Raw genomic sequence first — 24,556 nt, 5'->3', positions numbered from 1 at the left:
CGTTGATAGGCTGCAGGTATACATGTAGAAATACACTTAGCTGAGCAGTACTAATTACCCAACAGCTTGCACATTTAACCTCTATTCTCATCTCTTCTACTTCCAATATGACATGAAAAGAAGGAAAATGGAAAAAAGGACAAAGGACGAAAGGGATAACCCTTCCTGCCTACTGCCTTCCTCCTTTCCTCCCTCGAAAGAGCTTGTTGGTGGCTATTGGCCGGGACGGTGCGACGATTCGCTTCACCTGTTCCCATCCCATACCACAATTAACCAACAAAGACCTTGTTGGTGGCTATTGGCCGGGTGTTCACCTCTTCCCATCCCGAACAGAGAAGTTAAGCCCCGAACCGCCGATGATACTTGGATCAAACCTGGTAAAGTAGGTAGCCGCCACAATTATTAATACACAGAAAAGCCACTCAGTAATGGGTGGCTTTTTGCGTGTATACCAATCTACTCACCTTTTCTTACAAAGGTTAAATGCAGTTGGAAGAGGCTCCCCTTTGAGTGGATGCTCTGATAATAAGCTCGGTAGGTAAAGAGATCTCTTGCACTGGATAGCTTTGTTTTTGAATATGCTTAATAAGCACCTCGCAGCTTTTTCGTCCTATTTCGTAAGCGGGTTCGGCGATCGTGGATAGGGATGGAGTGATAATTTTCGAGATGGGGTCATTCGTAAAGCCTATTACGCCTACTTCTTCCCCCACTAAAATACCCTGTTCACGCAGCCAAAGTATCGCCCCAAAGGCTTTGCGGTCATTAACCGAGAAAATTGCATCAGGTTTTGATGTGCTATTGAACAATATTCCCATGTCGTGCCGACCGTTTTCATCGCTGAATCCGGAATGAATGACACCGTAGGATTCAAGATTGTGCTTCTTTAATGTGTCCAAATAGCCTTGTAGCCGTTGCTGGGTAAGGTTCAGGCCACGGGGGCCGGCCAGATGAGCAATTCGGGAATACCCTTGTGCAATCAGATGCTCAGTGGCCAGGCAGGCACCGGTATAATCATCCTGGACTACCACGGATGTACTCACAGACTCCGGCACACGATCAAAGAACACCAATGGCACATCAGCTTCGATCAGTTCCTGGAAGTGGCTGAAATCGGCCGTTTCGTATGTGATACAGGCAAGCAGACCATCTACACTACTCAGTGACAGTTCCCGAACAACTTTCGTCTCCCAGTAGGCCGAATCGTTCGTCAGGTACAGCATTACCTGATAATTGTGTTCCAAAGCATATTCCTGAATGCCTGTAATTACCGTAGAAAAATAATAATTGGTAATAGCCGGAATGATTACGGCGATTTTGTGCGTCCCGCTTTTGACTAATCCCGTAGCATTAAAGTTGGGGCGATAATTCATTTTTGCGGCCGTATCCAGCACAAGTTTTCTTGTCTCTGCACTTACATCATACGTATCCCTCATCGCCCGCGAAACCGTGGCTACCGATATTCCCAGCGTTTTGGCTATGTCTTTAATTGTGGTTAATCTTTTTGTCATTTAACTGACCTGTTCATGGCTGAGATGAAATTCTGGTTTCGATAACGTTCTCGCTACTATTTAAAGTAAATATCTGGAATGCCGCTATAAAACATTGTAAAATTGCACGATTGCAAATGTTTTTTTGGATTGTATACCAAATCAAGGCAAATGAAAAAGCGGGAATTTTTGAAAATAGCGGGTTTAGGCACACTTGGAATAGCTGGTGCAAAGGCCGAAGTTGAAGACGCGCCAAGTATTGTAGCACCACCCGAGAAAAAGCAGGTGTTCAACATGAGTGGTTACGCAGCACCCAAGATAGATGTTGTACGTATGGGGTATATCGGTATGGGTAACCGCGGGAGTGGGGCCATTAAAAGGATCGTGCATCTGTCCAGTGTGCAGATAAAAGGCGTCGCGGATATCGTGCCCGAGAAGGCCGATAATGCCAGGAAGTTCCTGACTGAGGCAGGACATTCGCCGGATGCCTATTCGGGCTCGCCGGATGCATGGAAGAAGCTTTGCGAGCGGGAGGACATCGACCTGATCTACATTTGCACGCCCTGGGCCCTGCATATGCCCATGGCATTATATGCAATGGAGCACGGTAAGCATGTTGCGACGGAAATCCCCGCTGCTACGACGGTCGAAGATTGCTGGAAGCTCGTTGAGACTTCCGAACGTACCAAAAAGCATTGCATGATGCTGGAAAACTGCTGCTACGATTTTTTTGAATTACTTACCCTTAATATGGCCCGGCAACGCTTTTTCGGAGAGATTGTTCACGTTGAAGGCGCCTATATTCACGATATTTTCGAATCGCTCTTTCAGAAGGACAAGCGCTACGATCTGTGGCGGTTAAAAGAAAACCAACGGAACGGCAATTTATACCCTATGCACGGACTCGGACCCGTGGCGCAAATTCTGGATATTAACCGCGGCGACAAAATGGATTACCTGGTATCCATGAGCTGCAACGACTATATGCTCCAAGCCAAAGCGAATGAGCTTGCCGCAAAAGACCCCGATTTTAAGAAGTATGCAGGGAAATCTTACCGGGGTAATATGAATACGACAACTATTAAAACCAGTAAGGGGAAAACGATCATGTTGCAGCACGATGTGTCGTCTCCCCGACCCTATTCACGTTTGCATTTGATTAGCGGAACAAAAGGGGCCGCGCAAAAATATCCATTGCCGGAAGACGGCGTGCAGGGACGTATTTCTCACGGGCATGAATGGGTCAACGCGGAAGAATTCAAGTTGATTGAAGAGAAATATAAGCCTGAGATTGTCAAGCGGGTTGGAGAACTGGCGAAAAAAGTAGGCGGGCATGGCGGAATGGATTTCCTGATGGATTGGCGACTGATTGATTGTTTGCGCAACGGACTGCCGCTAGATCAGGACGTATATGATGCAGCGTCATGGAGTGTGATCTCACCTTTGACCGAATGGTCGGTGGCGAACAGATCCAACTCAATCGACATTCCCGACTTTACACGGGGGGCGTGGAAGAAAAACACACCTGTCGACATTGCATTGAAGGAGGGCGGTAATACGGAAGTAAAATCATAAAGGAGCATGAAAGTTATTATTTCGGAGACAAAGGAAGAACTCGGGCAAAGTGCCGGCGCTTATGCAGCCATGATCATCAGGGATACATTAGCGAGGCAGGGTTATGCCAACGTGATCCTCGCGACTGGTACCAGCCAGTTTGAGACACTGAATCAGCTCGTTGTTGAGAAAGATATCGATTGGTCGAAGGTCACAATGTTCCATCTGGATGAATACATAGATCTTCCCGTAACGCATCCGGCGAGTTTCCGGAAATATCTGGCCGAGCGTTTTTTGTCGGTAGTGCCTCCTTTGCACGCTTCGTATCTTATCAACGGGGAAGGCAATCTCGAAGAAGAATTGAAGTATTTGGCTCAGCAGATTACTGAGCATCCGATCGACGTGGCATTAGTTGGAATCGGTGAGAACGGGCATTTGGCTTTCAATGATCCACCGGCTGATTTTGATACGGACTCGCCCTACCTGATCGTAAACCTCGACGAGCCTTGCCGCCGTCAGCAAATGGGCGAAGGCTGGTTTGGATCACTCAACGAAGTGCCTTTGCGCGCCATCAGCATGTCCGTCAGGCAGATCATGAAATCGAGGCACATTATATGCTCGGTTCCTGATGAGCGAAAGGCGGTTGCTGTCAAGGATAGCCTTGAAAACGAAGTCAGTAACGCGTTTCCGGCGAGCATTTTACAGCTCCATGCGGATTGTACCTTCTTCCTGGACAAGGAATCGGCTAGCTTGCTGACAGCAGTGGAGACCGTTGATCGAAATGCTGAACTACCCAAATAGTGCTTGCGGTTTCGGGTAAAAATCAGGACCAAACTACCTTATATTCCAAATAGTTATCCTAAACCTATGGAAGCACCGTCTACTGCCGTTCAAAAGGAAACAAAGCAAGCCAATGCACCCGGCCGGCTTGCGTCCATCGATGCGCTGCGAGGATTTGATATGCTGATGATTGCAGGCGGTGGGCAGTTCATTGCCCTGCTGGGAGGAAAAACGGGATTACCGTTTATCGATACCGTCGCTGCGCAGTTCGAACACCCCGCCTGGAATGGCTTTACATTTTATGATTTTATATTCCCGCTATTTCTTTTCCTGGCAGGCACCTCGCTCGCGTTCAGCGTTACGGGCGGTCTCGCGAAGGGAATTCCGCCCTCGGTGATTAGAAACAAAGTATTTAAACGGATGCTGATCCTGATTGCCTTGGGTATCCTGGACAAGAATGCACCGATAGACATTTTCGATCCCGCGCACATACGTTATGGAAGCGTACTCGGGCGGATTGGGCTCGCGACCTTCATTTCGGCGATTTTATATATGAAATGCGGGACGACTCAGCGGCTATACATCGCCGCGGGCATTCTGGTCGCCTATTATTTGACACTCATACTAGTACCAGTACCGGGCTTCGGCTCCGGCGACCTTTCTTTCGAGGGCAACCTGGTAGGATGGATCGATCGTAATTTCATGCCTGGTATATTAAAGCAAGGTACTTACGACGAGCTCGCATTACTCACGCAATTTCCTGCGATATGCCTTACCATTTTCGGTACAGTGGCTGGTGATATGCTGCTCGGAGGAACCAAAGCGGGTTTGAAGCTTGGAAAACTCTTTGCATTTGCTTTGGCGGGCATTGTTATCGGATTACTCTGGAATTTTGTGTTCCCTGTTAATAAACACCTTTGGTCCAGCTCGTTTATCATGCTCACTTCCGGGATGGCATTCGCAATGCTCGCGCTGTTTTATTGGATTATCGACGTGAAGGGGTACCAGAAATGGGCATTTTTCTTCCGGGTTATCGGGTTGAATTCGCTGGTGATTTACCTCGCCGTTCGCTTTGTGGATTTCAACGAATCGTCAAGGCTGCTTTTTGCGGGTATTTACAAACATGCGCCGGAAAACTGGCATGAGGTTTACAATGCGCTGGGTGGCTTTGTATTGGTTTGGCTGTTCCTCTACTTTTTGTATCGTCAAAAAATATTTGTTAAAGTATAGCTTATGAAGACCGTCGACATGGACCGCAATGACGGTGAAATATCGAGAAGATCTTTTTTGAAAAACACCGCCGGCACAGTCGCCCTGTCGATGGCAGGAGGTGCTTCGGTAGCCTCAGCGGCTCCAACCTTTCATACAGACAGTATCAATTCCCTATCTATGGCATCAGAAAAAAGCCTGATTGGCGCTTATGGTCCCTGGGCCGCCTCATTGCTCCCGGCGCAGCCTCCCCTTTCTTTTCGTAATAAAAAGTGGAGTAATGTGGACGCCTGGCGGAAAGAAGCATTGGAAAAGACAAAGGAACTCGTGTCGGCTCCGGCAAAACCGGCTTCACCCAAAGTTACTGTCAAGAAAAAGTATACCTACGACGGGCTGGAAATAGAGGAACTCTCGTGGCAGCTGCCTTATGGTCGTCCTACGGAGGCTGTTTTGCTTAAACCGGCAGGCGTTACCAAGCCATTGCCAGGCATTTTGGGGCTTCACGATCACGCCGGAATGAAATATTTCGGGCTACGGAAAATTGTCAAAACATCCGACGACCAGCACCCGATATTGAAGGAACATCAGGAAACCGATTACGGTGGCCGGGCCTGGGCGAACGAGATCGCGAAGCAAGGCCACGTGGTGCTGGTGCATGATACTTATGCATTCGGTAGCCGCAGGGTGTATTATGAGGATACCAAAGGCCTGAACTGGGGTGCAGTGAGTACTGAAGGGAAGTCAGACGCCGATCCCGAAAAGGCTGAAAATGTAAGGACCTACAATGCGTGGTCGTCCGAACACGAGCATGTAATGTCCAAATCGCTGTTTTCGGCCGGGACGACCTGGCCGGGCGTATTTCTGATGGAAGACCAGGTCGCACTGGATATTCTGGCCGGTCGAAAGGATGTAGACGCCAGTCGCCTCGGTTGTGGCGGGCTTTCGGGAGGCGGCTTACGGACAGTATACCTGGCCGGGCTCGATCCACGGATCAAATGCGCGGTTTGCGTCGGTTTTATGACTACCTGGAAGGATTTGATTTTAAACAAATCATTTAATCATACCTGGATGACCTACACGCCATTACTGCCGAAATACCTCGATTTTCCCGAAATTTTGGGACTCAGAGTACCTTTGCCTACGCTAGTTCTAAACAATAACCAGGACGAGCTGTACACGCTTCCGGAAATGAAGAATGCAGATGCTGTGTTAACCGAGGTTTACAAAAAAGCCGGTGCTTCGGATAAATACAAGGCCAGTTTCTACGACGGCCCTCACAAGTTCGATGCCGATATGCAGAAAGAGGCATTCGAATGGTTCAGGAAGTGGCTGTAAGGTAAATTTCCGCCCAGCGGAGATCTTCTGGCGTTGTGATTTTGATATTCTCGTATGCGCCGTCTATGAGGTGGATGTTATACCCCCCGGCTTCGACTACGCTGGCGCAATCTGTGAACGATTCGTGGTAGTCGGCAGCGAAGGCAGCCTTCATCCATGATGACCTGAAAGTTTGCGGAGTTTGGATCAGCCTGAACAGCGTGCGGTCCATTGCCTTGTTGCCTTCGTTTTGGCCCACGATGCGGATGGAATCTTTTAAAGGCACACTTACAACCGCGGCGCCATGTGAAGCGGCTTTTTTGAAGCTGTCGGCAATAATTTCCCGAGAAATCACGGGCCGTACACCATCGTGAACGGCCACGAGGAATTCTTCTTTCTCTACAATGCAGTTCAACCCGTTTTTGACCGAATGAAAACGTGTTGCGCCGCCCGCGACCAGCTGATGGGAGATGGCGAAGCTATATTTTTTGCATAATTCCTCCCAAAACCCAAACTGCTCCGATGGTAGCACCACCATAATGCGCAGATTTTGGGAGTATCCGGCAAATGCCCGGATCGTATGCATGAGCACAGGCAGACCGTTGACGGGCAGAAACTGTTTGGGGATATCGCTTTTCATGCGGCTACCACTGCCGCCGGCCACTATGATGACGTATTCTTGCATTGATTTCTTGCTAACAAAAAAATGGTCATTTACGGCTCAGGACGAAGGTCGCTGATCATAAATGACCATTGGATTCCAGGGTTGTATATTAAATGATCAGCATCGCGTCGCCATACGTGAAGAATTTGTATTTCTCCTTGATAGCGATGTCATAAGCTTTCATTACCAGATCAAAACCTCCGAAGGCACATGCCGCCATCAAAAGGATCGATTCGGGCAGCTGGAAATTCGAAAGTAATGCATTGGCTATTTTGAAATCGTACGGAGGGAACACGAATTTGTCCGTCCAGCCTTCTACCGGCTTCAAATGGCCGCTCGCCGATACCGACGATTCGACAGCCCTCAACGAAGTGGTCCCAACCGCGCAAATGCGTTTTTTACCATCGATCGCCTTGTTGACGATTTCGGAAGTGCTTTGCGTAATGCGGTAGTTTTCGGAATCTGTTTTGTGTTTTGTCAAATCTTCCACATCCACGGTACGGAATGTGCCAAGGCCCACGTGCAAAGTAACCGGCGCGAAGCTAACCCCTTTGATTTCAAGGCGTTTCATAATGGCCTTAGTAAAGTGCATACCCGCTGTCGGAGCGGCTACGGCACCCACGTGTTCTGCGAAAATGGTCTGGAAACGCTCACGGTCGGCACTTTCTACCTTACGTCGTGAAATGATCTCGGGGGGAAGCGGTGTTTCGCCCAGTTCGTCGACCAGTTTCATGAATGCGTCGTTGTCGCCGTCGTAAAGGAACCGGATCGTACGGCCGCGGGAAGTAGTGTTGTCGATAACTTCTGCAACCAGGTCGCTGTCGCCGAAATATAGTTTGTTACCCACGCGGATCTTACGTGCGGGATCAACCAGTACATCCCAAAGGCGCATTTCGCGGTTCAATTCGCGCAACAGGAATACTTCGATCTTTGCACCCGTCTTTTCCTTCTGGCCGTAAAGGCGCGCAGGAAATACCTTTGTGTCGTTAATAGCCATTACATCGCCATCGTCGAAATAATTAATCACGTCGGCGAATGTTTTATGTTCAATTTCTCCTGTTTTCCGGTGAACGACCATCAGGCGGGACTCTCCGCGGTCAGAAGGATGAAGTGCGATTAAACTCTGGGGAAGATCAAACTTAAATTCGGATAGCTTCATAGCTGGATATTCTGTGAATTTCTTTGGTCGTAGATAACGTCAGGATGAAAGAGTAATTCCCTGTTCTGACGGATTCAGGCACTTATTACAACTGAATTATAGCAATTATTAGCCAATAAGCATTCTTCTTCTAAAGGAAATTTGAAGTCGGGAATACTTGCAGGTGTTCTAAATTGCCCAAAATTTTGTATACGCAGCCCTTCTCTAAAATAAGACCGCAAAAGTATGAATTTTTTTAAAAAATTTCAAGAAATGCGGCGGATTTAATGTGCGGCAAACCGGCGGGCTTTCCATTTCGATGCGTTAGCTGCCACTTCCTCATTCTGAACGGGTTTACTTTCCGTTGATGCATCATTCAGAAGTACGGAAATTAATGCTGCAAGGCCCGCTTCCTCATGACTGGTATTTGTACTTAACACATCTGGCTGGAAATGCCTCCCCACAAAATTGGTATCAAAGCTGCCGTTTACAAATGCTTCGTGCTGCATCACAAACCGGCAAAACGAAAGCGTAGTCTGCACGCCGCTGATCTGATATTCGTCGATCGCCCTCGTCATTTTCCGGATCGCTGTTTCACGATCTTCCCCGTAGGTGATAAGCTTAGCAATCATAGGGTCGTAATAAATCGGGATCTCCATACCCTGTTCAAAACCATCGTCTACGCGAACACCATTGCCGTCGGGTTTCACGTATGTGTGCAATGTGCCTATGTCCGGCAGGAAATGATTAGCTGCATCTTCTGCATATACCCTTATTTCGATCGCATGGCCGCGGATTTGCAAATCTTCCTGTGCGATGGCGAGCGGCTGCCCTTGGGCGATGTTGATCATTTCCTTCACGAGATCCACGCCGGTGATCATTTCCGTTACAGGGTGCTCGACCTGCAAGCGGGTGTTCATTTCGAGAAAATAGAAGTTCCGGGCCTCATCCATGATAAATTCCACGGTTCCCGCACCATAGTAGCCGCAGGAGCGCGCCACATCAATGGCACAGCGGCCCATTTCTGCCCGTATGTCGGGTGTAATGGAAATCGACGGGGCTTCTTCAACCACTTTCTGATGTCGTCGCTGGATCGAGCATTCGCGTTCGAACAGATGGACAATGTTGCCATGGTGATCGCCCAAAACCTGGATTTCAATGTGCTTGGGTGAGGTAATGTATTTTTCAATAAAAACGGAGCCGTCACCGAATGCGGCCTGGGCTTCGCTTACAGCCCGGTCCATCTGCTCGTCAAACTCCACTTCGTTTTCCACCACCCGCATTCCTTTTCCGCCACCGCCGGCACTGGCTTTGATGAGTATAGGGTAACCAATGTTGCTGGCAATGCGTTTGGCCTCGCCGCGGTCGTTGATGGCATCCGGCGTACCGGGCACCATCGGGATATTGTATTGCGAAGCAGCGTGCTTGGCGGCCAGCTTACTGCCCATGATCTCGATCGACTCGGGGGACGGGCCTATGAAGATCAGGCCAGCTTCTTTCACTTTTTTAGCAAATCCCGCATTCTCGGAAAGGAACCCATAGCCCGGATGGATAGCATCGACGCCCAAATCATGACATACTTTCAGGATTTTGTCAGTATTGAGATAAGACTCCGAGGACGGTGCCGGCCCTATGCAGACAGCCTCGTCGGCATACCGCACGTGTGGGGATTTTCGGTCGGCCTCGCTGAAAACGGCCACGGTGGAGATATTCATTTCACGCGCGGTACGCATAATGCGTAACGCGATTTCGCCACGGTTGGCGACCAGGATTTTTTTGATCTGGGGCATTTGAACAGGTCAGGATCGTAACTGCATTGTCGGTAATGTTAACAAAAGCGTTCCCTACTACGCCGCCTACTCGCTATGTTTGACTGCTTTAATGCCGAAGAATAATTACACCATTGCCGAAGGATTTTTAGAGGGTATGTCACCGATTTATATAACGCAGTGGCATTGTAGTTTTGGTTTCAACTAAACTGAAAAGATCATGTTGATAACACCCACAAAGCACTATTTCCGAAGGTATGCAAGCTTTTTTACGCTCCTGCTGTTCACTGCAGCGTGCACCGACCATGAACCGCAGCCAGAGACCGAACCATTGCCGGTTGCAGCGGTGAATGAGCGGTTGTTGTTGGAGTCAACACAGTTTTATCCATTTAAACCAATAGAATACAACGCTGATAAGACGGTTAAGAAGTTTCAGATCGGGCTGTATGTCTTTGATGTCGTATATTCTTCAAATTCGGTCACTTACTCTCTAAGTTTCAACGGGAAGGTTGTCCAGAAGAACCTCTACGAAATGGAGAACAAAGTGGCAAAGAAGGTTACGTTTTATCAGGTCGATAATAATGGGAAGGAAACTAGCTTTTTGACGGTAACCTATTCATACAAACAGGGAAAACTTTCCAAGGAAATGTATTCAGGTGGAGCGGAAGGATACATTGAATATCATTACGACGCTCTCAATGAGAACGTGAAGTATTCGGAATCGTTCGATAAAAATGGCGCGCTGGAGGTAAAGACGACATTCGAATATACCAATCTGCTTGATAAGTCTGGATCGCTTAGCCAGGATCAGGATCAATCGAATGGCTTTATGGAAGGCACACTTTTTCCCAGAAAATTTAAATATCTCATTAAAAAGAGGACTATAGAAAGCGCTTCTCCCGTGAAGTCCGAATTTACCTATGTCATGGATCAGCAAGGCTACGTAACAAGTGGGACGAAAACCGACGACGATGGAAACGTAACAAATTGGACCAACGCCTGGCAATAACACTCCGAACATTATAACCAACAGCTACCTTTATCCGAATCCCGGCGTTACTGCCGGGATTTTTTGTTGGTGGGAAAATACCAGATTCATTTATAGGCACATGGCCTCATTTTTGCTATTTTACTAACTTACCGTCAGTTGCAATGACAACGGTCTTTTTATGTTAAATGTAAATTCTTTATTTTTGCATTTATCTAACATTTAAATCATCAGTTACCCACATAAAAAAAGAGAGAGTGGATATTTTCGAGAAATTGCGCAACAACTCAGGTCCGATCGGAACTCCGGCTAAAATGCTGAATAGCCATCACTATTTTTCGTTTCCGATGCTGGAAGGAGAGCTTGGTCCGCGCATGAGGTTTATGGGACGGGAAGTGCTGAACTGGAGTCTTAACAATTACCTGGGCCTGGCAAATCATCCGGAAGTCCGCACGGCGGATGCCGAGGCTGCTGCCAAATGGGGTCTTGCATACCCGATGGGCGCACGGATGATGTCTGGGAATTCCACCCTGCACGAGATTTTTGAAAAGGAACTGGCGCACTTTGTCGGTAAAACAGATGCATTCCTCCTCAACTACGGTTACCAGGGTGTCATGTCTGCGATCGAATGTCTTTGCGACCATCGCGATGTGATCGTTTACGACGCGGAATCACACGCCTGCCTGATCGACGGAATCCGTCTTCACAAAGCCAAACTAGGCGAATATTACAAGTTCAACCATAACGATATGGTGAGCCTGGAAAAAAATCTGATCCGTGCCACCAAACTCGCGGAAGAAAAAGGCGGCGGCGTTCTGGTAATTACCGAAGGCGTTTTTGGAATGTCGGGAAAGGTTGGCGATTTGAAAGCCATTGCCGAGCTGAAAAAGAAATACAACTTCCGTTTGCTGGTGGACGATGCGCATGGTTTCGGAACAATGGGTGAAACCGGTGCCGGAGTAGGCGAGTTGCTGGGTGTCCAGGACGAAATCGACCTTTACTTCTCTACATTCGCGAAGTCGATGGCGGCTATCGGCGCATTTATCGCTTCGAACGACCCCGAGATCATCATGTTCCTGAAATACAACATGCGTTCGCAAACCTACGCAAAGGCGCTCCCGATGCCTTACGTGGAAGGTTGCCGCAAACGTCTTGAGATGATCAAGCAAATGCCGGAACTTCGGACAAAGCTGTGGGAAAATGTGAAGGCAATGCAGGATGGTCTTCGTAGCCGCGGTTTCAACATCGGTGAAACAGAATCGCCTGTTACGCCCGTGTTCCTGCACAGCGAAGGCGGCGTTCCTGAGGTTACCCGCATGGTAAGAGACCTCCGCGAGAACATGGGTGTTTTCTGTTCGATCGTCGTTTACCCCGTAGTACCAAAAGGGCAGATCATGCTGCGGATCATTCCGACGGCGTCGCATACACTCGAAGATGTAGAATATACGCTGAATGCTTTTACGACGCTTGCCGAAAAACTCAAAAACAGAGTTTACCAGAGCGACGACGTGCAGGAAGTCGTGGAATAGTTATAAAACCGCTTTTTTTGCGTGCAGAGGGCCTTTTTTTTAAGGGGCCCTCTTTTTTATTGACCGCCGGGCAATAAAAGTATGCGGATGTAACTATCTGTTATTGAGATAATTATAGTGATGAAAGTATTTAATTGTATTTTAGAAGTGTTTTTTTTTGTTTTTTGGGTTGCTTAAATGGTTTTAATTACTAAATTTCGGTCAAAACATGCGTTTTTAGCGTGTGAGAGGCATTTTTAAAAACTAAAAAACAAGGAAAACATGGCAAGATTCGATGAAGTAAAAGATTTGGTTCTTTCATTGGAAGGCGATTTCGATAAGTTCTATAACAAAGGCAACCAAGCTGCCGGAACTCGTGTTCGGAAGGGTATGCAGGATCTGAAAACGTTGGCTCAGGACATTCGCGCAGAAGTTCAGAACAAGAAGAACGACGGCGATAAGTAACGAAGCACACGGAAGATTTTAAAAGCCCCGACGATTTTCGCCGGGGCTTTTGCTTTCTTTAGAATTTCTCCTCGTTGACCATCGTGGCAATGCCACGGACGGTGATTTTTTTGGTGGAGGCATCGTAAATCTCAGTGGAGATTTCGGCAATATGCTTGGCAGGATTGATGGAAACGATTTTGAAAACGGCACGGTATTCCGTGTCGACGAACATAGGGCGCAGGAATTCCACGGTTTGTTTCAGATAAATGGATCCGAAACCGGGAAACTGGGTACCCAGCACTTTTGTGAAAACAGTAATGCCCAGCATGCCGTGGATGATAGGCTTCTTGAACTGCGTCGTGGCAGCATATTCGGCGTCGAGGTGAACGGGGTTGTTGTCGCCGGTAAGGTCGGCGAATGCCTGTACCTGTTCCTGCGTAAATTTAAAAAGATGGTCGAATGTCGAGTCGACGACAGGGTCTATTTGCATAACTGGGGTTATTTTGCTTTGATGGAATTTCAAAAATACACCTAAAACACAAAAAGCCGCCTGGCGGAGGCGGCTTCTTGTGTTAAGTTGGAACTGGCCTATTCTTCAATATCCTCGGCCAGCACGACTACCCCATTATCTTCGGAGAGTCCGTCAAGGCTTTTCGGAGCCCTGGAATTGTTTCTTTTATTTTTAAATTTTTTAACCTGCATTTTCAGGGTATCTATTGCCAAATCGGTTGCTTCTTCAAACGTGGTTCCCTGCTCCCTCACAAACATCGTCCCGCCGGGTACGTAGAGCTTTACTTCAAGGAGTTTGGTATGCAACTTGGTATTATCATTCCTGTCGAGCTTAAGGAATACCTCTCCACTGGTGATCCGGTCATAGAACGTATCCAGTTTATCCAATTTTTGCTGAATGAAAGTCAGTAACTTGGGATCGGCATCAAAGTGAATTGCTTGCATCTGCAGTCTCATAAGCACACATCATTTTAAAGTAAAACATATTTCCAACCGCGTTCGCGATTTTCGAACCAGAGTTTTATTCATCTTCGGATAGTTATAAAAAACCGTACTAGCCGGGCTGATCTCCTGGTTAAATCTTCCTTAACGGTAGATTAAATAAAGGGAAATATTAAGTTAATGTCAAGTAATAACTGTGGTTTTTAAAGCACGATTAACTGGACAAAAAAATAGCTGCAAAGTTCTCACGCTTCTTCCAGAAGTGTCCTGAAAGAGACATATTGTCCATTGAAAAGCTCGTGGTGACGTTCCTGCAAGGTGGGCTGAAAATGGGTCTGATAGGCCAGGAAATCTTCCATTGTCCTGAATGTAAACTGGGTAGTGTAGGTCGATCCTTCGTTCTCGATCTCGGTCAGCAGCCGCAGCAGCCTGCATTCCAGTGGTAGTTCAGTAGCAACGATTTCCGGGATGTACACCGATTTCATATAGTTCAGCCAATCTTTTTCCGCCTGGTAGCTGATGTTGACGGTGATGTTATAAACGATCATCTTATAAAAATTTATGTTTGCGAGTTACATTTGCATGCATATACTTATTCACCGTAACCAGTATCATCATGAATATTCTTCTACACGCCCATTCGGGCCTCCGTTATGTGGTGTTAGGACTTTTGATTGCAGCCATTTTTACGGCATACTCCAAGTGGCAGCAAGGCAGCCAGGAGGATAGTAAGCTGTACCTCTTTACCCTCATCGCGACCCACACCCAGCTGTTGATCGGGCTGGTGCTGTATTTCATGAGCCCCAAAGTTAACTTTGATCTGATCAGCGAGAAAGTATTTCGTTTTTATTCGATAGAGCACGTGTTCATGATGCTGATCGCGATTGTGCTCATTACTGTGGGCAGAGTGCGGTCGAAAAAACTGACAGGTGCCGATAAGCACCGGACGGTACTTTACTTCTACGGTTTGGCGCTGGTTATTATTCTTGTGGCTATCCCCTGGCCGTTCCGGAATCTGGGATCGGGCTGGTTCTGATTTGACGATGGACCGCAGACCATGGACCATCGTATAATGCCATGGTCTGTGGTCCATCGTCTATGGTCAGCGGCGCAGCCGCTTATCCGAAAAGATCGCTCGACAAGTACCGGTCTCCCCGGTCGCAGATGATGAAGACGATCACGCCTTCTTCTAATTCCTTCGCCAGCTCTATGGCGGCCCATGCGGCGCCTCCGCTGCTCATTCCTGCAAAAAGTGCTTCTTCGTTGGCCAGACGCCGGGTAGTAAGCGTGGCATCGTCCTGCGACACTTCGATAACGCGGTCTACGCGCTCCTTTTCAAATATTTTGGGAAGATATTCCACCGGCCATTTGCGGATGCCGGGAATGCTCGAACCGTCGTTGGGCTGGCATCCGACGATCTGGATATTGTTATTCTGCTCTTTTAAATACCGCGAAACACCCATAATGGTGCCGGTAGTGCCCATCGACGATACGAAATGGGTGATCTGCTCGTCGGTATCGCGGTAAATTTCAGGGCCTGTGGTGCGGTAATGCGCCTTCCAGTTATCGGGGTTTGCAAACTGGTTGAGCATGAAATAGTCGCCTGCCGCCGCTTTTTCTTCGGCGAGGTCGCGGGCGCTTTCCATGGTTTCGGTAAGGATCACCTTCGCGCCGAATGCTTCCATCGTGAGCACGCGCTCGCGGGTGGAGCTTTGCGGCATGAGTAGTTCTATTTCGAGGTCGAAGAGTCGGGCGATCATAGCGAGCGCAATGCCGGTATTGCCGCTGGTGGCTTCTACGAGCTTCATGCCGGATTTTACTTCGCCGCGTTCGAGGGCACCTTTGATCATGCTGTATGCTGCGCGGTCTTTCACGCTGCCGCCGGGATTGTTGCCTTCCAGCTTGCCGAAAATGCGAACTTTGGGATTGGGATTAACTCTTCGTAATTCAACCAGGGGTGTATTGCCTACCAGATCCAGTAATGATGACATGGTGTAAATTCGTGATGTTGTGATTCAAAAAAGGTACGAGCATAAGAGTTACCGGCATTCCGGCCTCTCTTTTTGAAAGCGTAAATCAACAACATCGAACGGTTCGAAAGAATGCCCGCTTGGAGGAAAATGTAGAAAATTTGACCGTTAACAGCATATTTACCCTATTAAGCTAATGGGCTGCAAATATACCATATTATTTACGGGGTTTTGGCAAAAAATGCCTGCGTGCCCGTCAGGAACACTAAAATGGACGAGCTGTGCGTACCGCCGTTGACTGGGATTAACTCCACGTTGGTCGCGCCCAGTTTCTGCATCGCATTATAGGCATTTTCCGAATTGAAATAGAAAACGAGTGGATCTTTGGTCCCGTGGTACAGCTGGGTCGGTGTTTTCGGTTTGAACTTGTACACATCGTTGTCAGCAATGGCATCGATGAAACCTTTATCCGTCCCATCGTTGAGAGCCTTTTTGAACGAGTCGTTCAGTGCCAGGTGAAAGCTCTCCGCGATGGAAACATTTCTCCCGGCTGCTGCGACTTTCGAAGCGTATTTTTCTGTAAAATAATAGGAAGCAGGCTTGTCAAGCTTATAGATGCGGTCGTAAGTAAGCAAAACCCAGAGATATAGCGAGTTGTATCCTGCAATTCCATCTGTTTTATCGTTGATGACGTGTTTCATAAACGCCGTCTTGTCGTAAGCCCCGGCCCCACAGCTCGACGCCCGCAGGTTAAATTCCGATGAGGCTTCTTCTTCAATCTTTCTTTGCAGCGACATCGTGGCAAAACCACCCTCGGAATAGCCCGCTACGTACAGCTTTTCATCCCATTTAACGTCTGTTTGCCCTTTCAGGAACTCTTTTGCGGCCCGTAGCATGTCGAGAGACGCCGAAGCCAGGCTCGCGCGGTGCTCGTACGGGTGTGGAAGATTGTCGGAAGCCCCGTAACCAATGTAATCGGGGTAAGCGATAATGTAGCCCATAGAACCAAAGAGCGATCCGAAAGACGAGCCCTCAGATCCGTCCGTAAAAAGTGATGGTGCCTGGCTTGGGTCGGTGATGGTGCCGTGCTGCACGCTGATCATGGATGCCGGGCCGGTTACGACAGGTAATATTAATGCACCAGAGGCGTTGATCTCAGCCCCGTCGGTGTTTTTGGTTTTATAAGTGATCTTGTAAACTTTGATATCGTTCTTCACGTACGCCGACACAAATGTGGCCAGATTGCCCGCCTTTTCAAGAACCTGGGCCTTGCTTAGGGAAGTAATGGGCCTACTTTCCTTTAAATAGACATTTTCCTCCTTTGGCGGTGCTGGATTGTTGTTATCGTCGTTACAGGAGTTGAGGATAAGCAAACTCCACAACAACAGAAAACAAAGTGCGCGTAAGGATAGGGTAGGGATAGTTTTTTGCATAGCTAAAAGATAAACAGGCCATTAGTACAATTTCAGTAACGCATAATGGCCTGTTTTTGATGACGATTTCTCCTAGTTTCTTCTATTAAATTTTACTCATATACCAGTTGATCATCCTGGCAGTGGCATCGGGCCGCTCCACCATCCCCATATGACCGGCTTCGGCGAAGATCAGCGGATAACTTTTTTTCGGGAATTCGGCGAGTTCGATAACGCTTTCGAAAGGGATCAGTTTGTCCTGCATCCCGATAATGAACAGCACCGGAAAGGGTAGGCTGGCCAGTACCGCGGTACGGTCGGGGCGGTTGCGCATTGCCGTGATACCGGCAATCAGCGCCTCGGCGGGTAGCTTGCCGAAATAGGCGATGTGTTCTTTGATGCGCTCGGGATAAAGCTCTTTGTAGCGATCGCCAAAAAGGTTTGCGGCGGTGCTTTTAACGAACGATTCCGTCCCGTAAGTCCTGAGCAGGTCGATCATCTGGCCGCGCTGGTGCTTTTTGGCATCGTCGTCGGCGTAAGCGGTAGAATGGAAAAGCCCGAAACCTTCGAGCATATCTGCATATTTTTCAGCAAATGCCAGGGAAATATAACCACCCATCGAATGGCCGATCAACGTGCATTTCCGGATGTTCGCGTTGGTCAGGAAGCGATGCAGCTCGTCGGCATAGTCCTCTACCGACTGGCAGGAAGTGAAGAGCGAAATGTTTGGCCTTACTACCGTGTAAGTGTCATTTAACGCAGCGTCGAGGCTGTCCCAAATCGTGTCGTCTATGCCATGACCATGTAGAAGTACCAATGTTTTCCGGTGTAGATTCATATAGATTTGCAATCAAGGTTGAGAACTTGTTTGCCTAAATATACTAAACCTTCTCCCGTTTGCGGCCCTAGTGGCTAACTTTCGCCATTTCTTCCTCGCGCAGCGCGCGGCGGAGTATCTTGCCTACATTGGTTTTGGGAAGCTCCTTCCGGAACTCGATCTGACGCGGGCATTTATAGCCCGTGAGGTTCTCTTTGCAGAATGCTTTCACCTTTTCCTCAGTCAGTTCCGGGTCTTTTTTGACTACATAAATCTTCACCATTTCCCCCGATTTCTCATCCGGAATTCCGACGCAAGCCACTTCCGCAACACCGGGGCATTGGGCTACCACGTCCTCGATTTCATTGGGATAAACATTGAAACCCGAAACGAGGATCATATCCTTTTTCCGGTCCACGATCTTGAAGAAACCATCCGGGTCCTCGATACCGATATCGCCCGTTTTGAACCAGCGGCCGCTTTCGTCTTCCAAAATTACTTTGGCGGTTTCATCGGGACGGTTGTAATAGCCCAGCATGATCTGGGGCCCTTTCGCACAGATTTCGCCTCTTTCACCTACCGGCAACCATTTGTTGTCCTCACTGAGAATACGCATTTCGGTGCTTGGAAACGGCAGACCGATGGTACCTTGTTTGTGTTTGCCGTTCAATGGGTTAACGGAGAGCACCGGCGAGGTCTCAGAAAGCCCGTAACCTTCCACCAATGGGCAGCCTGTTGCTTTTTCCCAGCGCTCGGCTACGATTTTTTGCAGCGCCATTCCGCCCGCGATCGTGATTTTGAGATTAGAGAAGTCGACTGAGGCAAATTCCGGGTTATTGAGCAAGCCATTGAAGAGCGTGTTCAAGCCGGGGAATATATGGAAAGTGAATTTTTTAAGTTCCTTGATAAATGCAGGAATATCTTTGGGGTTGGTGATCATTACATTCAATGCACCCCATTTAATGCCACATAAGCCGTTGATAGTCATGGCAAATACGTGGTAGAGCGGCAATGCAGCAATGAGCGTCAGCTGTCCGGTGGTCTCCGAGTTACGCATTTTGGACATCAACCATTCATTAATGCCCTCTACGTTGGCGATCAGGTTCCTGTGCGTGAGCATAGCGCCCTTGGATACGCCGGTGGTGCCGCCGGTATATTGGATAAATGCGATGTCCAGCCCGGATACGTTCGGTTTTTGGTATGTGATCCCCGAGCCTATCGACAGGGCATGGGCCAGCGTTACCGTATTTTTGAGGTGGTACGCGGGTACCATTTTCTTCACATATTTCACAACCGCATTAACGATTAGCTTTTTGGGAAAGCCCAGCAAATCGCCGATCTCGGTAATGATCACATGTTCGATAGTCGTATTGGCAATAACCTTCTCAAGATTAGCGGCGAAATTGGCCAATATTACAATGGCTTTCGCGCCCGAATCCTTGAACTGGTGCTGCATTTCGCGGGGCGTGTAAAGCGGGTTGGTATTCACGATCGTAAGCCCGGCCCGTAGCGAACCCATCATTACCACTGGATATTGCAGCAAATTGGGCATTTGCAGGGCGATGCGGTCGCCCTGTTTCAGGCCGATGCTCTGGAGATAAGCGGCGAAGTTCTGTGAAAGTTCATCCAATTGCCCGAAAGTCAGCTTTTTATCCATATTCGAAAAAGCTGCTTTGTCGGCGTGTTCCCGAAAACTCGCTTCCATCAGTTCGAGCAGCGAAGAGTACGCATCCGGATTTATTTCATAGGGAATGCCTTCCGGATAGTTTTTAAGCCATGGGTAGGTATCCTTCGATATCGCGATCATAATGTAGAGAGCAAAGGGTGTGACGAATATTTGTGAATTAAGGTAATCAATTAAGCCAAAAAAATATCGAACCAATCCAATTTATTTTTGGCTGTAAAACCGGCGAATTTGCGTTAAATCGCGGACATTACGATTACCGGCGGCTAATTTCCCAGCGCCACAGCAGCCCTTCGTCGGGATCTCTGATATCCTCCGTTTGAGCAAAACCCAGTTTTTCCAGAATGTGCCCCGAGGCATTCTCTTCCGATAGCGTGTGCGCGATCACCTTACGTACGGAAGGGTGCTGAAAGGCGTTATCCAGCAATCCTTTGGCGGTTTCGGTACCCAGGCCTTTCTCACGGTAAGACGGAATGATCTCGTAGCCGATTTCCACCATGCCGTCCGAGTCCGGCTCTCCTTTGTATCCGCAGGAGCCGATCAGCATATTGTCTGGCACGTGTATAACAAGGTAAACCCACCAGTCGCGCAGCGGCGGGTGGGCTTTCCAACGGTGATAAGATGGTGTGAAAGTATCGCGGAATTCAGTCCACTTTTTAGGGACATTTACACCCATTACACGGGCTAATGTATTGTTTCCCATGCGGATTGCATCATAAAGCGTATCGTCGCACGAGATAATTCTTAAATGGGGGGTCAGAATCATAATAAAGGAAATGAACCCCCCAATTTAAGAAACTATGAATTGTTTTCGTCAAAGCGGTCGGTAATTGCCTTGCGGATCGCCTGGTGCGGGCGCATTCCGGTGCTCCGGGTACGGGGCACGGCACGGTCGGCCGACGCATTCGATCTGGCGCGCAATGCGAGGTTGGAAACCGTCAGATGGCTGTTGCGCCAGGCGTCATATTCTTCTTCATTCATCACGTCGCGGGTTACCTGCCCGTGCGCATAACCGTCGCCGAACGACTGCACGCGGCTATCGGTCAATGCGGTTTTTCGCTCGTTTTCCAGCGCCTCGATTTCGGCCCTGATCTTCGCTTCTTCCGCTTTCAGCTCTTCCAACTTAGGCAAAAGCTCAATGTCGTTTTCCAGAACGGTTTTCTGGGTCATGTGCTGGGTTAACAATAGTTGCAGTGGCTCCATTTGTTTCAGGATCCGCTTTCTTCTTCTGCGTAGCCGCCATAGTTTGGGGTCAACCTGCAACCAGCGGTACCAGAAAGCTTGCAGCACCGGCAAGGCCATACCCAGTGAGACCGCCCCGGCGATCGCAAACAGCACACCGCTAAGCACGAACGATAGTAAAGCCCAGGGGCTGTTAACCAGGTCGAGGTTCAGCTGATCGGAATTTTGAAGCGCCTGCTCAATTTTCTTGGTTAAGGCCGGGCTATCCACCGGGGCGCCGGTCAACGGGTCAACCGCATTCAATTGCAGGTTTTTGACCGATTTGTTGATCGCCTCTTTCAGCTTGTCGGTACGGTAGGCTTCGTAACGGAACCAGCCGAGGACGATCAGCGTCACGATCGCGAAAATGGACAATACCAGTTTAAAACCCGCATACCTTGATTTCGCTTTCGGAGATTCGTCTTTGTGGTAAGGCTCTTCCACCAGGCGATCATAGGCAGGTTTCAGCAATACCGAAAGCATCGCCAAACCGATCGCAAATGCCCAGGCCTCGTTCGGGTTCCTGATATTCAATGCATAGGCTACAATTTCGTGCGAAATGATGAGGTCACCGGCGATGAATGAAATACCGGCGGCGAGAAAGATCAAACCGGCGATCAGCGAATAGGAAGGCGCTTTGTCGGCACGCCGCTCTTTCAGCTCCTCCGTCTGTGCATCGATTTCATTAACCGACCGCTCCATATCCTTCATTTGCGTAGCTGCATTGTTAAGGCCCATTACCTCATTCTGCAATCTACCGTACGCAGTTTTGTGTTCTGCCAGCGCTTGCTGGTTCCTTCCTCTTGTTTCGGAAAGCTCCTGCTTCTTCTCACTGAGCCGTTCCTCTAACCAGCCATGGTTTACATTGCTGGACAAATAGTTTTCATATACTTCACGGTCGATACCTTCCATTCCACGCGTGTAGCCGTGTTGGTAATCTCCGTTTTCATTTAGATTTTGCTCGTTCATGATCCTATTTAGGGTTGATCGAATGTAAGTTTGGGTAAAAAATCGCGCCATCAGCGCATTTCCTGATCATCTTTCGCCACTATTTGCCCTTTTGGATCAGGTTGAGCTGCCGGGTAGTGAGCTCGTTTTTCATGCGGCGCGCGAGGAAGAATTCACTCTCAAAAAGCTTGATTAGCATGTCCCGCTTGGCAAAAAGGCGGTCGCGCTCGGTTTCGGCGTAGCTCTGTTCACGCAGCACCTGCCATTTATTTACACGCAGGTTGTCGATCTCTTCTTGCAACGTCTGGCATTCCGACTCCCAGTTGTAGTTATTTTCAACATAATCCTGCCGGTCGCGGCGAATATTTAACCAAACTTGCAGGTCGTTGCGCAGGACGGTAATGTTGCTGAGCAAGAGTTTTCCCGCAAAAAGGAAGAGGAAAAACACGAATACGAACAGCGCAAATGCCTGCCACCAGGTCTGGTAGGTGATTACATTCGCGAAGACGAACAATGCAGCCGCAAATGGCAGCCCGATCTCTTCCAGCAGCGATTTCCAGGTCACTTTCGAATCGGTATCATGGAAGAGGGAAATGCGGCCGAATAAACTGAACATCCCGGCCAGGAATACGCCTAATGCGATCCAGGAGTTATCTGCAAACGCCGGTTTCAGCGACTCGCGGATCAAAAAGAAATTACCTACACACATCGCCGCGCATAGCGTAATGCCTATGAGCGTGCGCGGGAGCTGATGCTCGCCTTCCGTACGCGCACCCGGGGTTTTCAAACGTTCTTGCAGCTCGTCGATGCGGTTTTGCTTCTGACCAATAAAGAGGTTCAGCTCCTGAATGCGCTCATTATGCTCCTCGATGTTGGCCAAATGCGAAGCGGCCAGGTTTGAGAAGTATTTGTGAATAATGTCGGTCTTCTCGTGCGGGTCCGATTCTGAAAGGCCGAAAAGCACCCCTTCATCGCGCAGCGTATCTTCGTCTTCGAGCCAGTAAGGGATCGGTACTTCCACTTTGGGTAATTCCTGCGGCGCCGGCTGCTGAGGTACTGCTGGTGGAGTCGCTACCGGCTGTGGCGTCACTGGCTGAGCGGCAACAGGTTGAGGAGCTAAATGCAGAGGTGCCCCCGATTGATTTACAGGAGACTGGTACTGCAGTGCAGCAGCCATTACGGGTTGTGCGGATTGCACAACGGTCGTTTGCGTGATCGGATTTTGTTTCACTGTTTGGGGAGGGGTGTCGTTCGCCTGAACAGGCTCGTCATCGTAAAAATCGTTTTCGTCGGACTCTCTCGGACGAAACCAGCCGGCAATTAATTCAGTCAGTTTGGCCATTGTTTTTCATGGGTTAGCCTGCGATTATCCATGAAAACAAACAAAATCACTAAAATATTGTGATGACCGGCTATTAAAAAAGCTAAGCGTCTGGGGATTAGGACATTTCGAACATCTTCTGTAACGCTTGCCAGAGTTTTTTCTTAAGATTCCGGTCGGCTTCGATTACCACTAACGGATCGACGAGCAGGAACCAGATTCCTTCCAGATTCTTAGGCGTATAAGGCACCAGCAGCAGGTCGAGGTTGAGCTTGATCAGCGGTACGCCGAAGGAGATAAAGAAGTTGGTTTTTTTGCCCGAAAGCACTGTGCGCGCATCTTGCCCGGGCATGAAGCTGAAATTCAGGACATCGCTCGTTTCCAGCGAATGGCCAACGGCTTTCAGGATGTTATCGAGGAATAAAGCCTCCGACATAAGCATTTCCTGTTGCTTCGGCTCGTCGGTAAGAACGAGCACCTTATGTTTCAGTGCGGGAAATTCAGTGCCCGGCATCGGAGCGGGTGCATTTACAGGCGCAGCTGGCGCAACGGCCGCCTGAGGCGATGCAAGCGGAGTTGCCGGCACCGCTGGCGTGGCGGGTAATGACGGCACAGGCGCTTGCACCGTGACGGGTTCGGGTACAGGCGGAGCGGGTTGTTCCGCGACCTCTGCAACAGGTAATTCGGGCAGCACACGATCTTCCAGTTGAAACAAAGTTTCATTCTGATAAAGGATCTGAAAAAGTGCTACCGGTGAATGCTCCATATTTTTACAAATGACCGAGCTCCATTCCGGGCTGTGTCCAAATGCCTATTTTCTGTTTGTTAGCGGCTATTTCAAGATTGGCATATTCCTGGTCGTGCGAATACTTTTTGAAATGCACTGCCAACCCTTTTTTTACCAATTCCTTGTTTAAAACTTTACCGTCGGGCAGTACCACTTCGCCCAATAGACGGCCATACTTGTCAAATTCGCCTTTGTGACGAATGCTAACGATCTTCCGGAAGCATTTTTCGCTTGTAAACTGCTTTGCATTGTTGTAAAAGGGTGTACCGCGCTCCGGGCAGTTCACGTGCAAAAAGCGTATCCGCACATTCTTGCCCATTCTGCGCCCTGCCTTTTTACCTGAATAGATAAATTTCAGCTCAATCGTGTCGCCATCCTGGATACCGATCACTTCGGCTTTGAGCGGATTGGGTAAATCGCTGTTGCTGCGTAGTTGCTGGCTTTCTTCCGACGTCAGTGCACACGAAGCGAGGATGGTCGGGGTACTGGTGAGAACGAAAAACAGCAGGCTGGAAAAAGCAAATCGGGAAATCAGGAAACGGAAATGGGGCACGCGAATGATTCATAAAGTTTGAGTGCCAAAGATA

The 24,556-nt window shown here is 48.7% G+C and carries 24 protein-coding genes and 1 rRNA gene; 9 read left to right on the top strand and 16 right to left on the bottom strand.

The window, feature by feature from the left end:
- Positions 1-287: 287 nt before the first annotated feature.
- Positions 288-399 (top strand): 5S ribosomal RNA (gene rrf, locus ACTJJJ_RS25995).
- An 80-nt stretch (positions 400-479) separates the two neighbouring features.
- Here the strand turns inward: rrf and ACTJJJ_RS25990 are convergent.
- Positions 480-1,508, bottom strand: a complete 1,029-nt coding sequence (locus tag ACTJJJ_RS25990; RefSeq protein ID WP_440703469.1) for a LacI family DNA-binding transcriptional regulator — start codon at positions 1,506-1,508, stop codon at positions 480-482.
- Positions 1,509-1,658: 150 nt separating this feature from the next.
- Here ACTJJJ_RS25990 and ACTJJJ_RS25985 point away from each other — a divergent pair, with 150 nt between their 5' ends.
- The 4 genes from ACTJJJ_RS25985 (at position 1,659) to ACTJJJ_RS25970 (ending at position 6,365) form a co-directional block, all read left to right on the top strand.
- On the top strand, positions 1,659-3,062 hold the full coding sequence (locus ACTJJJ_RS25985; protein ID WP_440703468.1) for a Gfo/Idh/MocA family protein: 1,404 nt from the start codon (positions 1,659-1,661) through the stop codon (positions 3,060-3,062).
- 6 nt (positions 3,063-3,068) lie between these two features.
- Entirely contained in the window at positions 3,069-3,842 is a 774-nt protein-coding gene (locus tag ACTJJJ_RS25980) for a glucosamine-6-phosphate deaminase (protein WP_440703467.1), read from the top strand.
- 66 nt (positions 3,843-3,908) lie between these two features.
- Positions 3,909-5,051 (top strand): acyltransferase family protein, encoded by a 1,143-nt coding sequence (locus ACTJJJ_RS25975; RefSeq protein ID WP_440703466.1) that lies wholly within the window; start codon positions 3,909-3,911, stop codon positions 5,049-5,051.
- A 3-nt stretch (positions 5,052-5,054) separates the two neighbouring features.
- The gene (locus ACTJJJ_RS25970) at positions 5,055-6,365 is read left to right on the top strand and encodes a hypothetical protein (protein ID WP_440703465.1); all 1,311 of its coding nucleotides are present in this window, start codon (positions 5,055-5,057) and stop codon (positions 6,363-6,365) included.
- On the opposite strand, the gene ACTJJJ_RS25965 is transcribed toward ACTJJJ_RS25970, so the two are convergent.
- The 3 genes from ACTJJJ_RS25965 to accC all read right to left on the bottom strand — a co-directional run bounded on the left by ACTJJJ_RS25965 (position 6,349) and on the right by accC (position 9,936).
- A complete protein-coding gene (locus tag ACTJJJ_RS25965) occupies positions 6,349-7,029 on the bottom strand; it encodes a 2-C-methyl-D-erythritol 4-phosphate cytidylyltransferase (RefSeq protein WP_440703464.1) in 681 nt (226 codons plus the stop codon). The two genes, ACTJJJ_RS25970 and ACTJJJ_RS25965, sit on opposite strands and share 17 nt — an antisense overlap.
- A gap of 88 nt (positions 7,030-7,117) precedes the next feature.
- Complete coding sequence (gene queA, locus ACTJJJ_RS25960) at positions 7,118-8,167, bottom strand: tRNA preQ1(34) S-adenosylmethionine ribosyltransferase-isomerase QueA (protein ID WP_188937210.1); 1,050 nt, start codon at positions 8,165-8,167, stop codon at positions 7,118-7,120.
- 263 nt (positions 8,168-8,430) lie between these two features.
- Entirely contained in the window at positions 8,431-9,936 is a 1,506-nt protein-coding gene (gene accC, locus ACTJJJ_RS25955) for an acetyl-CoA carboxylase biotin carboxylase subunit (RefSeq protein ID WP_440703463.1), read from the bottom strand.
- A 199-nt stretch (positions 9,937-10,135) separates the two neighbouring features.
- Between accC and ACTJJJ_RS25950 the strand changes: the two genes are divergently transcribed.
- The 3 genes from ACTJJJ_RS25950 (at position 10,136) to ACTJJJ_RS25940 (ending at position 12,876) form a co-directional block, all read left to right on the top strand.
- Positions 10,136-10,924: a hypothetical protein gene (locus ACTJJJ_RS25950; protein ID WP_440703462.1), complete on the top strand. Its 789-nt coding sequence runs from the start codon at positions 10,136-10,138 to the stop codon at positions 10,922-10,924.
- Positions 10,925-11,160: 236 nt separating this feature from the next.
- Complete coding sequence (locus tag ACTJJJ_RS25945) at positions 11,161-12,432, top strand: aminotransferase class I/II-fold pyridoxal phosphate-dependent enzyme (protein WP_426292117.1); 1,272 nt, start codon at positions 11,161-11,163, stop codon at positions 12,430-12,432.
- 261 nt (positions 12,433-12,693) lie between these two features.
- The gene (locus ACTJJJ_RS25940) at positions 12,694-12,876 is read left to right on the top strand and encodes a histone H1 (protein ID WP_188937178.1); all 183 of its coding nucleotides are present in this window, start codon (positions 12,694-12,696) and stop codon (positions 12,874-12,876) included.
- 58 nt (positions 12,877-12,934) lie between these two features.
- Here the strand turns inward: ACTJJJ_RS25940 and ACTJJJ_RS25935 are convergent, their stop codons facing one another.
- The 3 genes from ACTJJJ_RS25935 to ACTJJJ_RS25925 form a co-directional block, all read right to left on the bottom strand.
- Entirely contained in the window at positions 12,935-13,348 is a 414-nt protein-coding gene (locus ACTJJJ_RS25935) for a MaoC family dehydratase (RefSeq protein ID WP_188937176.1), read from the bottom strand.
- Between the two features lie 98 nt (positions 13,349-13,446).
- Positions 13,447-13,824 carry a ribosome hibernation-promoting factor, HPF/YfiA family gene (hpf, locus tag ACTJJJ_RS25930; protein WP_188937173.1) on the bottom strand — a complete coding sequence of 126 codons (378 nt, stop codon included), beginning with the start codon at positions 13,822-13,824 and terminating at the stop codon, positions 13,447-13,449.
- A 230-nt stretch (positions 13,825-14,054) separates the two neighbouring features.
- Positions 14,055-14,357, bottom strand: coding sequence for a DUF4286 family protein (locus ACTJJJ_RS25925; protein ID WP_188937166.1), 303 nt, complete (start codon positions 14,355-14,357; stop codon positions 14,055-14,057).
- Positions 14,358-14,425: 68 nt separating this feature from the next.
- Here ACTJJJ_RS25925 and ACTJJJ_RS25920 point away from each other — a divergent pair, with 68 nt between their 5' ends.
- Entirely contained in the window at positions 14,426-14,845 is a 420-nt protein-coding gene (locus tag ACTJJJ_RS25920; protein ID WP_188937165.1) for a cytochrome B, read from the top strand.
- A gap of 82 nt (positions 14,846-14,927) precedes the next feature.
- Here the strand turns inward: ACTJJJ_RS25920 and cysM are convergent, their stop codons facing one another.
- From cysM to ACTJJJ_RS25875, 9 genes are all read right to left on the bottom strand, one after another.
- Positions 14,928-15,800: a cysteine synthase CysM gene (gene cysM, locus ACTJJJ_RS25915; protein WP_188937164.1), complete on the bottom strand. Its 873-nt coding sequence runs from the start codon at positions 15,798-15,800 to the stop codon at positions 14,928-14,930.
- A 200-nt stretch (positions 15,801-16,000) separates the two neighbouring features.
- Positions 16,001-17,212, bottom strand: coding sequence for a lipase family protein (locus ACTJJJ_RS25910; RefSeq protein ID WP_440703461.1), 1,212 nt, complete (start codon positions 17,210-17,212; stop codon positions 16,001-16,003).
- 85 nt (positions 17,213-17,297) lie between these two features.
- Positions 17,298-18,029: an alpha/beta fold hydrolase gene (locus tag ACTJJJ_RS25905; RefSeq protein ID WP_229222991.1), complete on the bottom strand. Its 732-nt coding sequence runs from the start codon at positions 18,027-18,029 to the stop codon at positions 17,298-17,300.
- Positions 18,030-18,096: 67 nt separating this feature from the next.
- On the bottom strand, positions 18,097-19,815 hold the full coding sequence (locus ACTJJJ_RS25900) for an AMP-binding protein (RefSeq protein WP_188937160.1): 1,719 nt from the start codon (positions 19,813-19,815) through the stop codon (positions 18,097-18,099).
- Positions 19,816-19,948: 133 nt separating this feature from the next.
- Positions 19,949-20,458 (bottom strand): GNAT family N-acetyltransferase, encoded by a 510-nt coding sequence (locus tag ACTJJJ_RS25895; RefSeq protein WP_188937159.1) that lies wholly within the window; start codon positions 20,456-20,458, stop codon positions 19,949-19,951.
- 32 nt (positions 20,459-20,490) lie between these two features.
- Positions 20,491-21,882: a hypothetical protein gene (locus ACTJJJ_RS25890; RefSeq protein WP_440703460.1), complete on the bottom strand. Its 1,392-nt coding sequence runs from the start codon at positions 21,880-21,882 to the stop codon at positions 20,491-20,493.
- Positions 21,883-21,961: 79 nt separating this feature from the next.
- Positions 21,962-23,203, bottom strand: a complete 1,242-nt coding sequence (locus tag ACTJJJ_RS25885) for a hypothetical protein (RefSeq protein ID WP_440703459.1) — start codon at positions 23,201-23,203, stop codon at positions 21,962-21,964.
- 97 nt (positions 23,204-23,300) lie between these two features.
- A complete protein-coding gene (locus tag ACTJJJ_RS25880) occupies positions 23,301-23,948 on the bottom strand; it encodes a hypothetical protein (protein ID WP_440703458.1) in 648 nt (215 codons plus the stop codon).
- Between the two features lie 4 nt (positions 23,949-23,952).
- Positions 23,953-24,522: a thermonuclease family protein gene (locus ACTJJJ_RS25875; RefSeq protein ID WP_440703457.1), complete on the bottom strand. Its 570-nt coding sequence runs from the start codon at positions 24,520-24,522 to the stop codon at positions 23,953-23,955.
- Between the last annotated feature and the right edge of the window lie 34 nt (positions 24,523-24,556).

The sequence above is a fragment of the Dyadobacter sp. 22481 genome (assembly GCF_052044875.1).
Taxonomy (GTDB): Bacteria; Bacteroidota; Bacteroidia; order Cytophagales; family Spirosomataceae; genus Dyadobacter; species Dyadobacter endophyticus.
The sequence above is the reverse complement of the archived record's forward strand: the minus strand, read 5'-3'. Positions and strand labels throughout refer to the sequence as shown.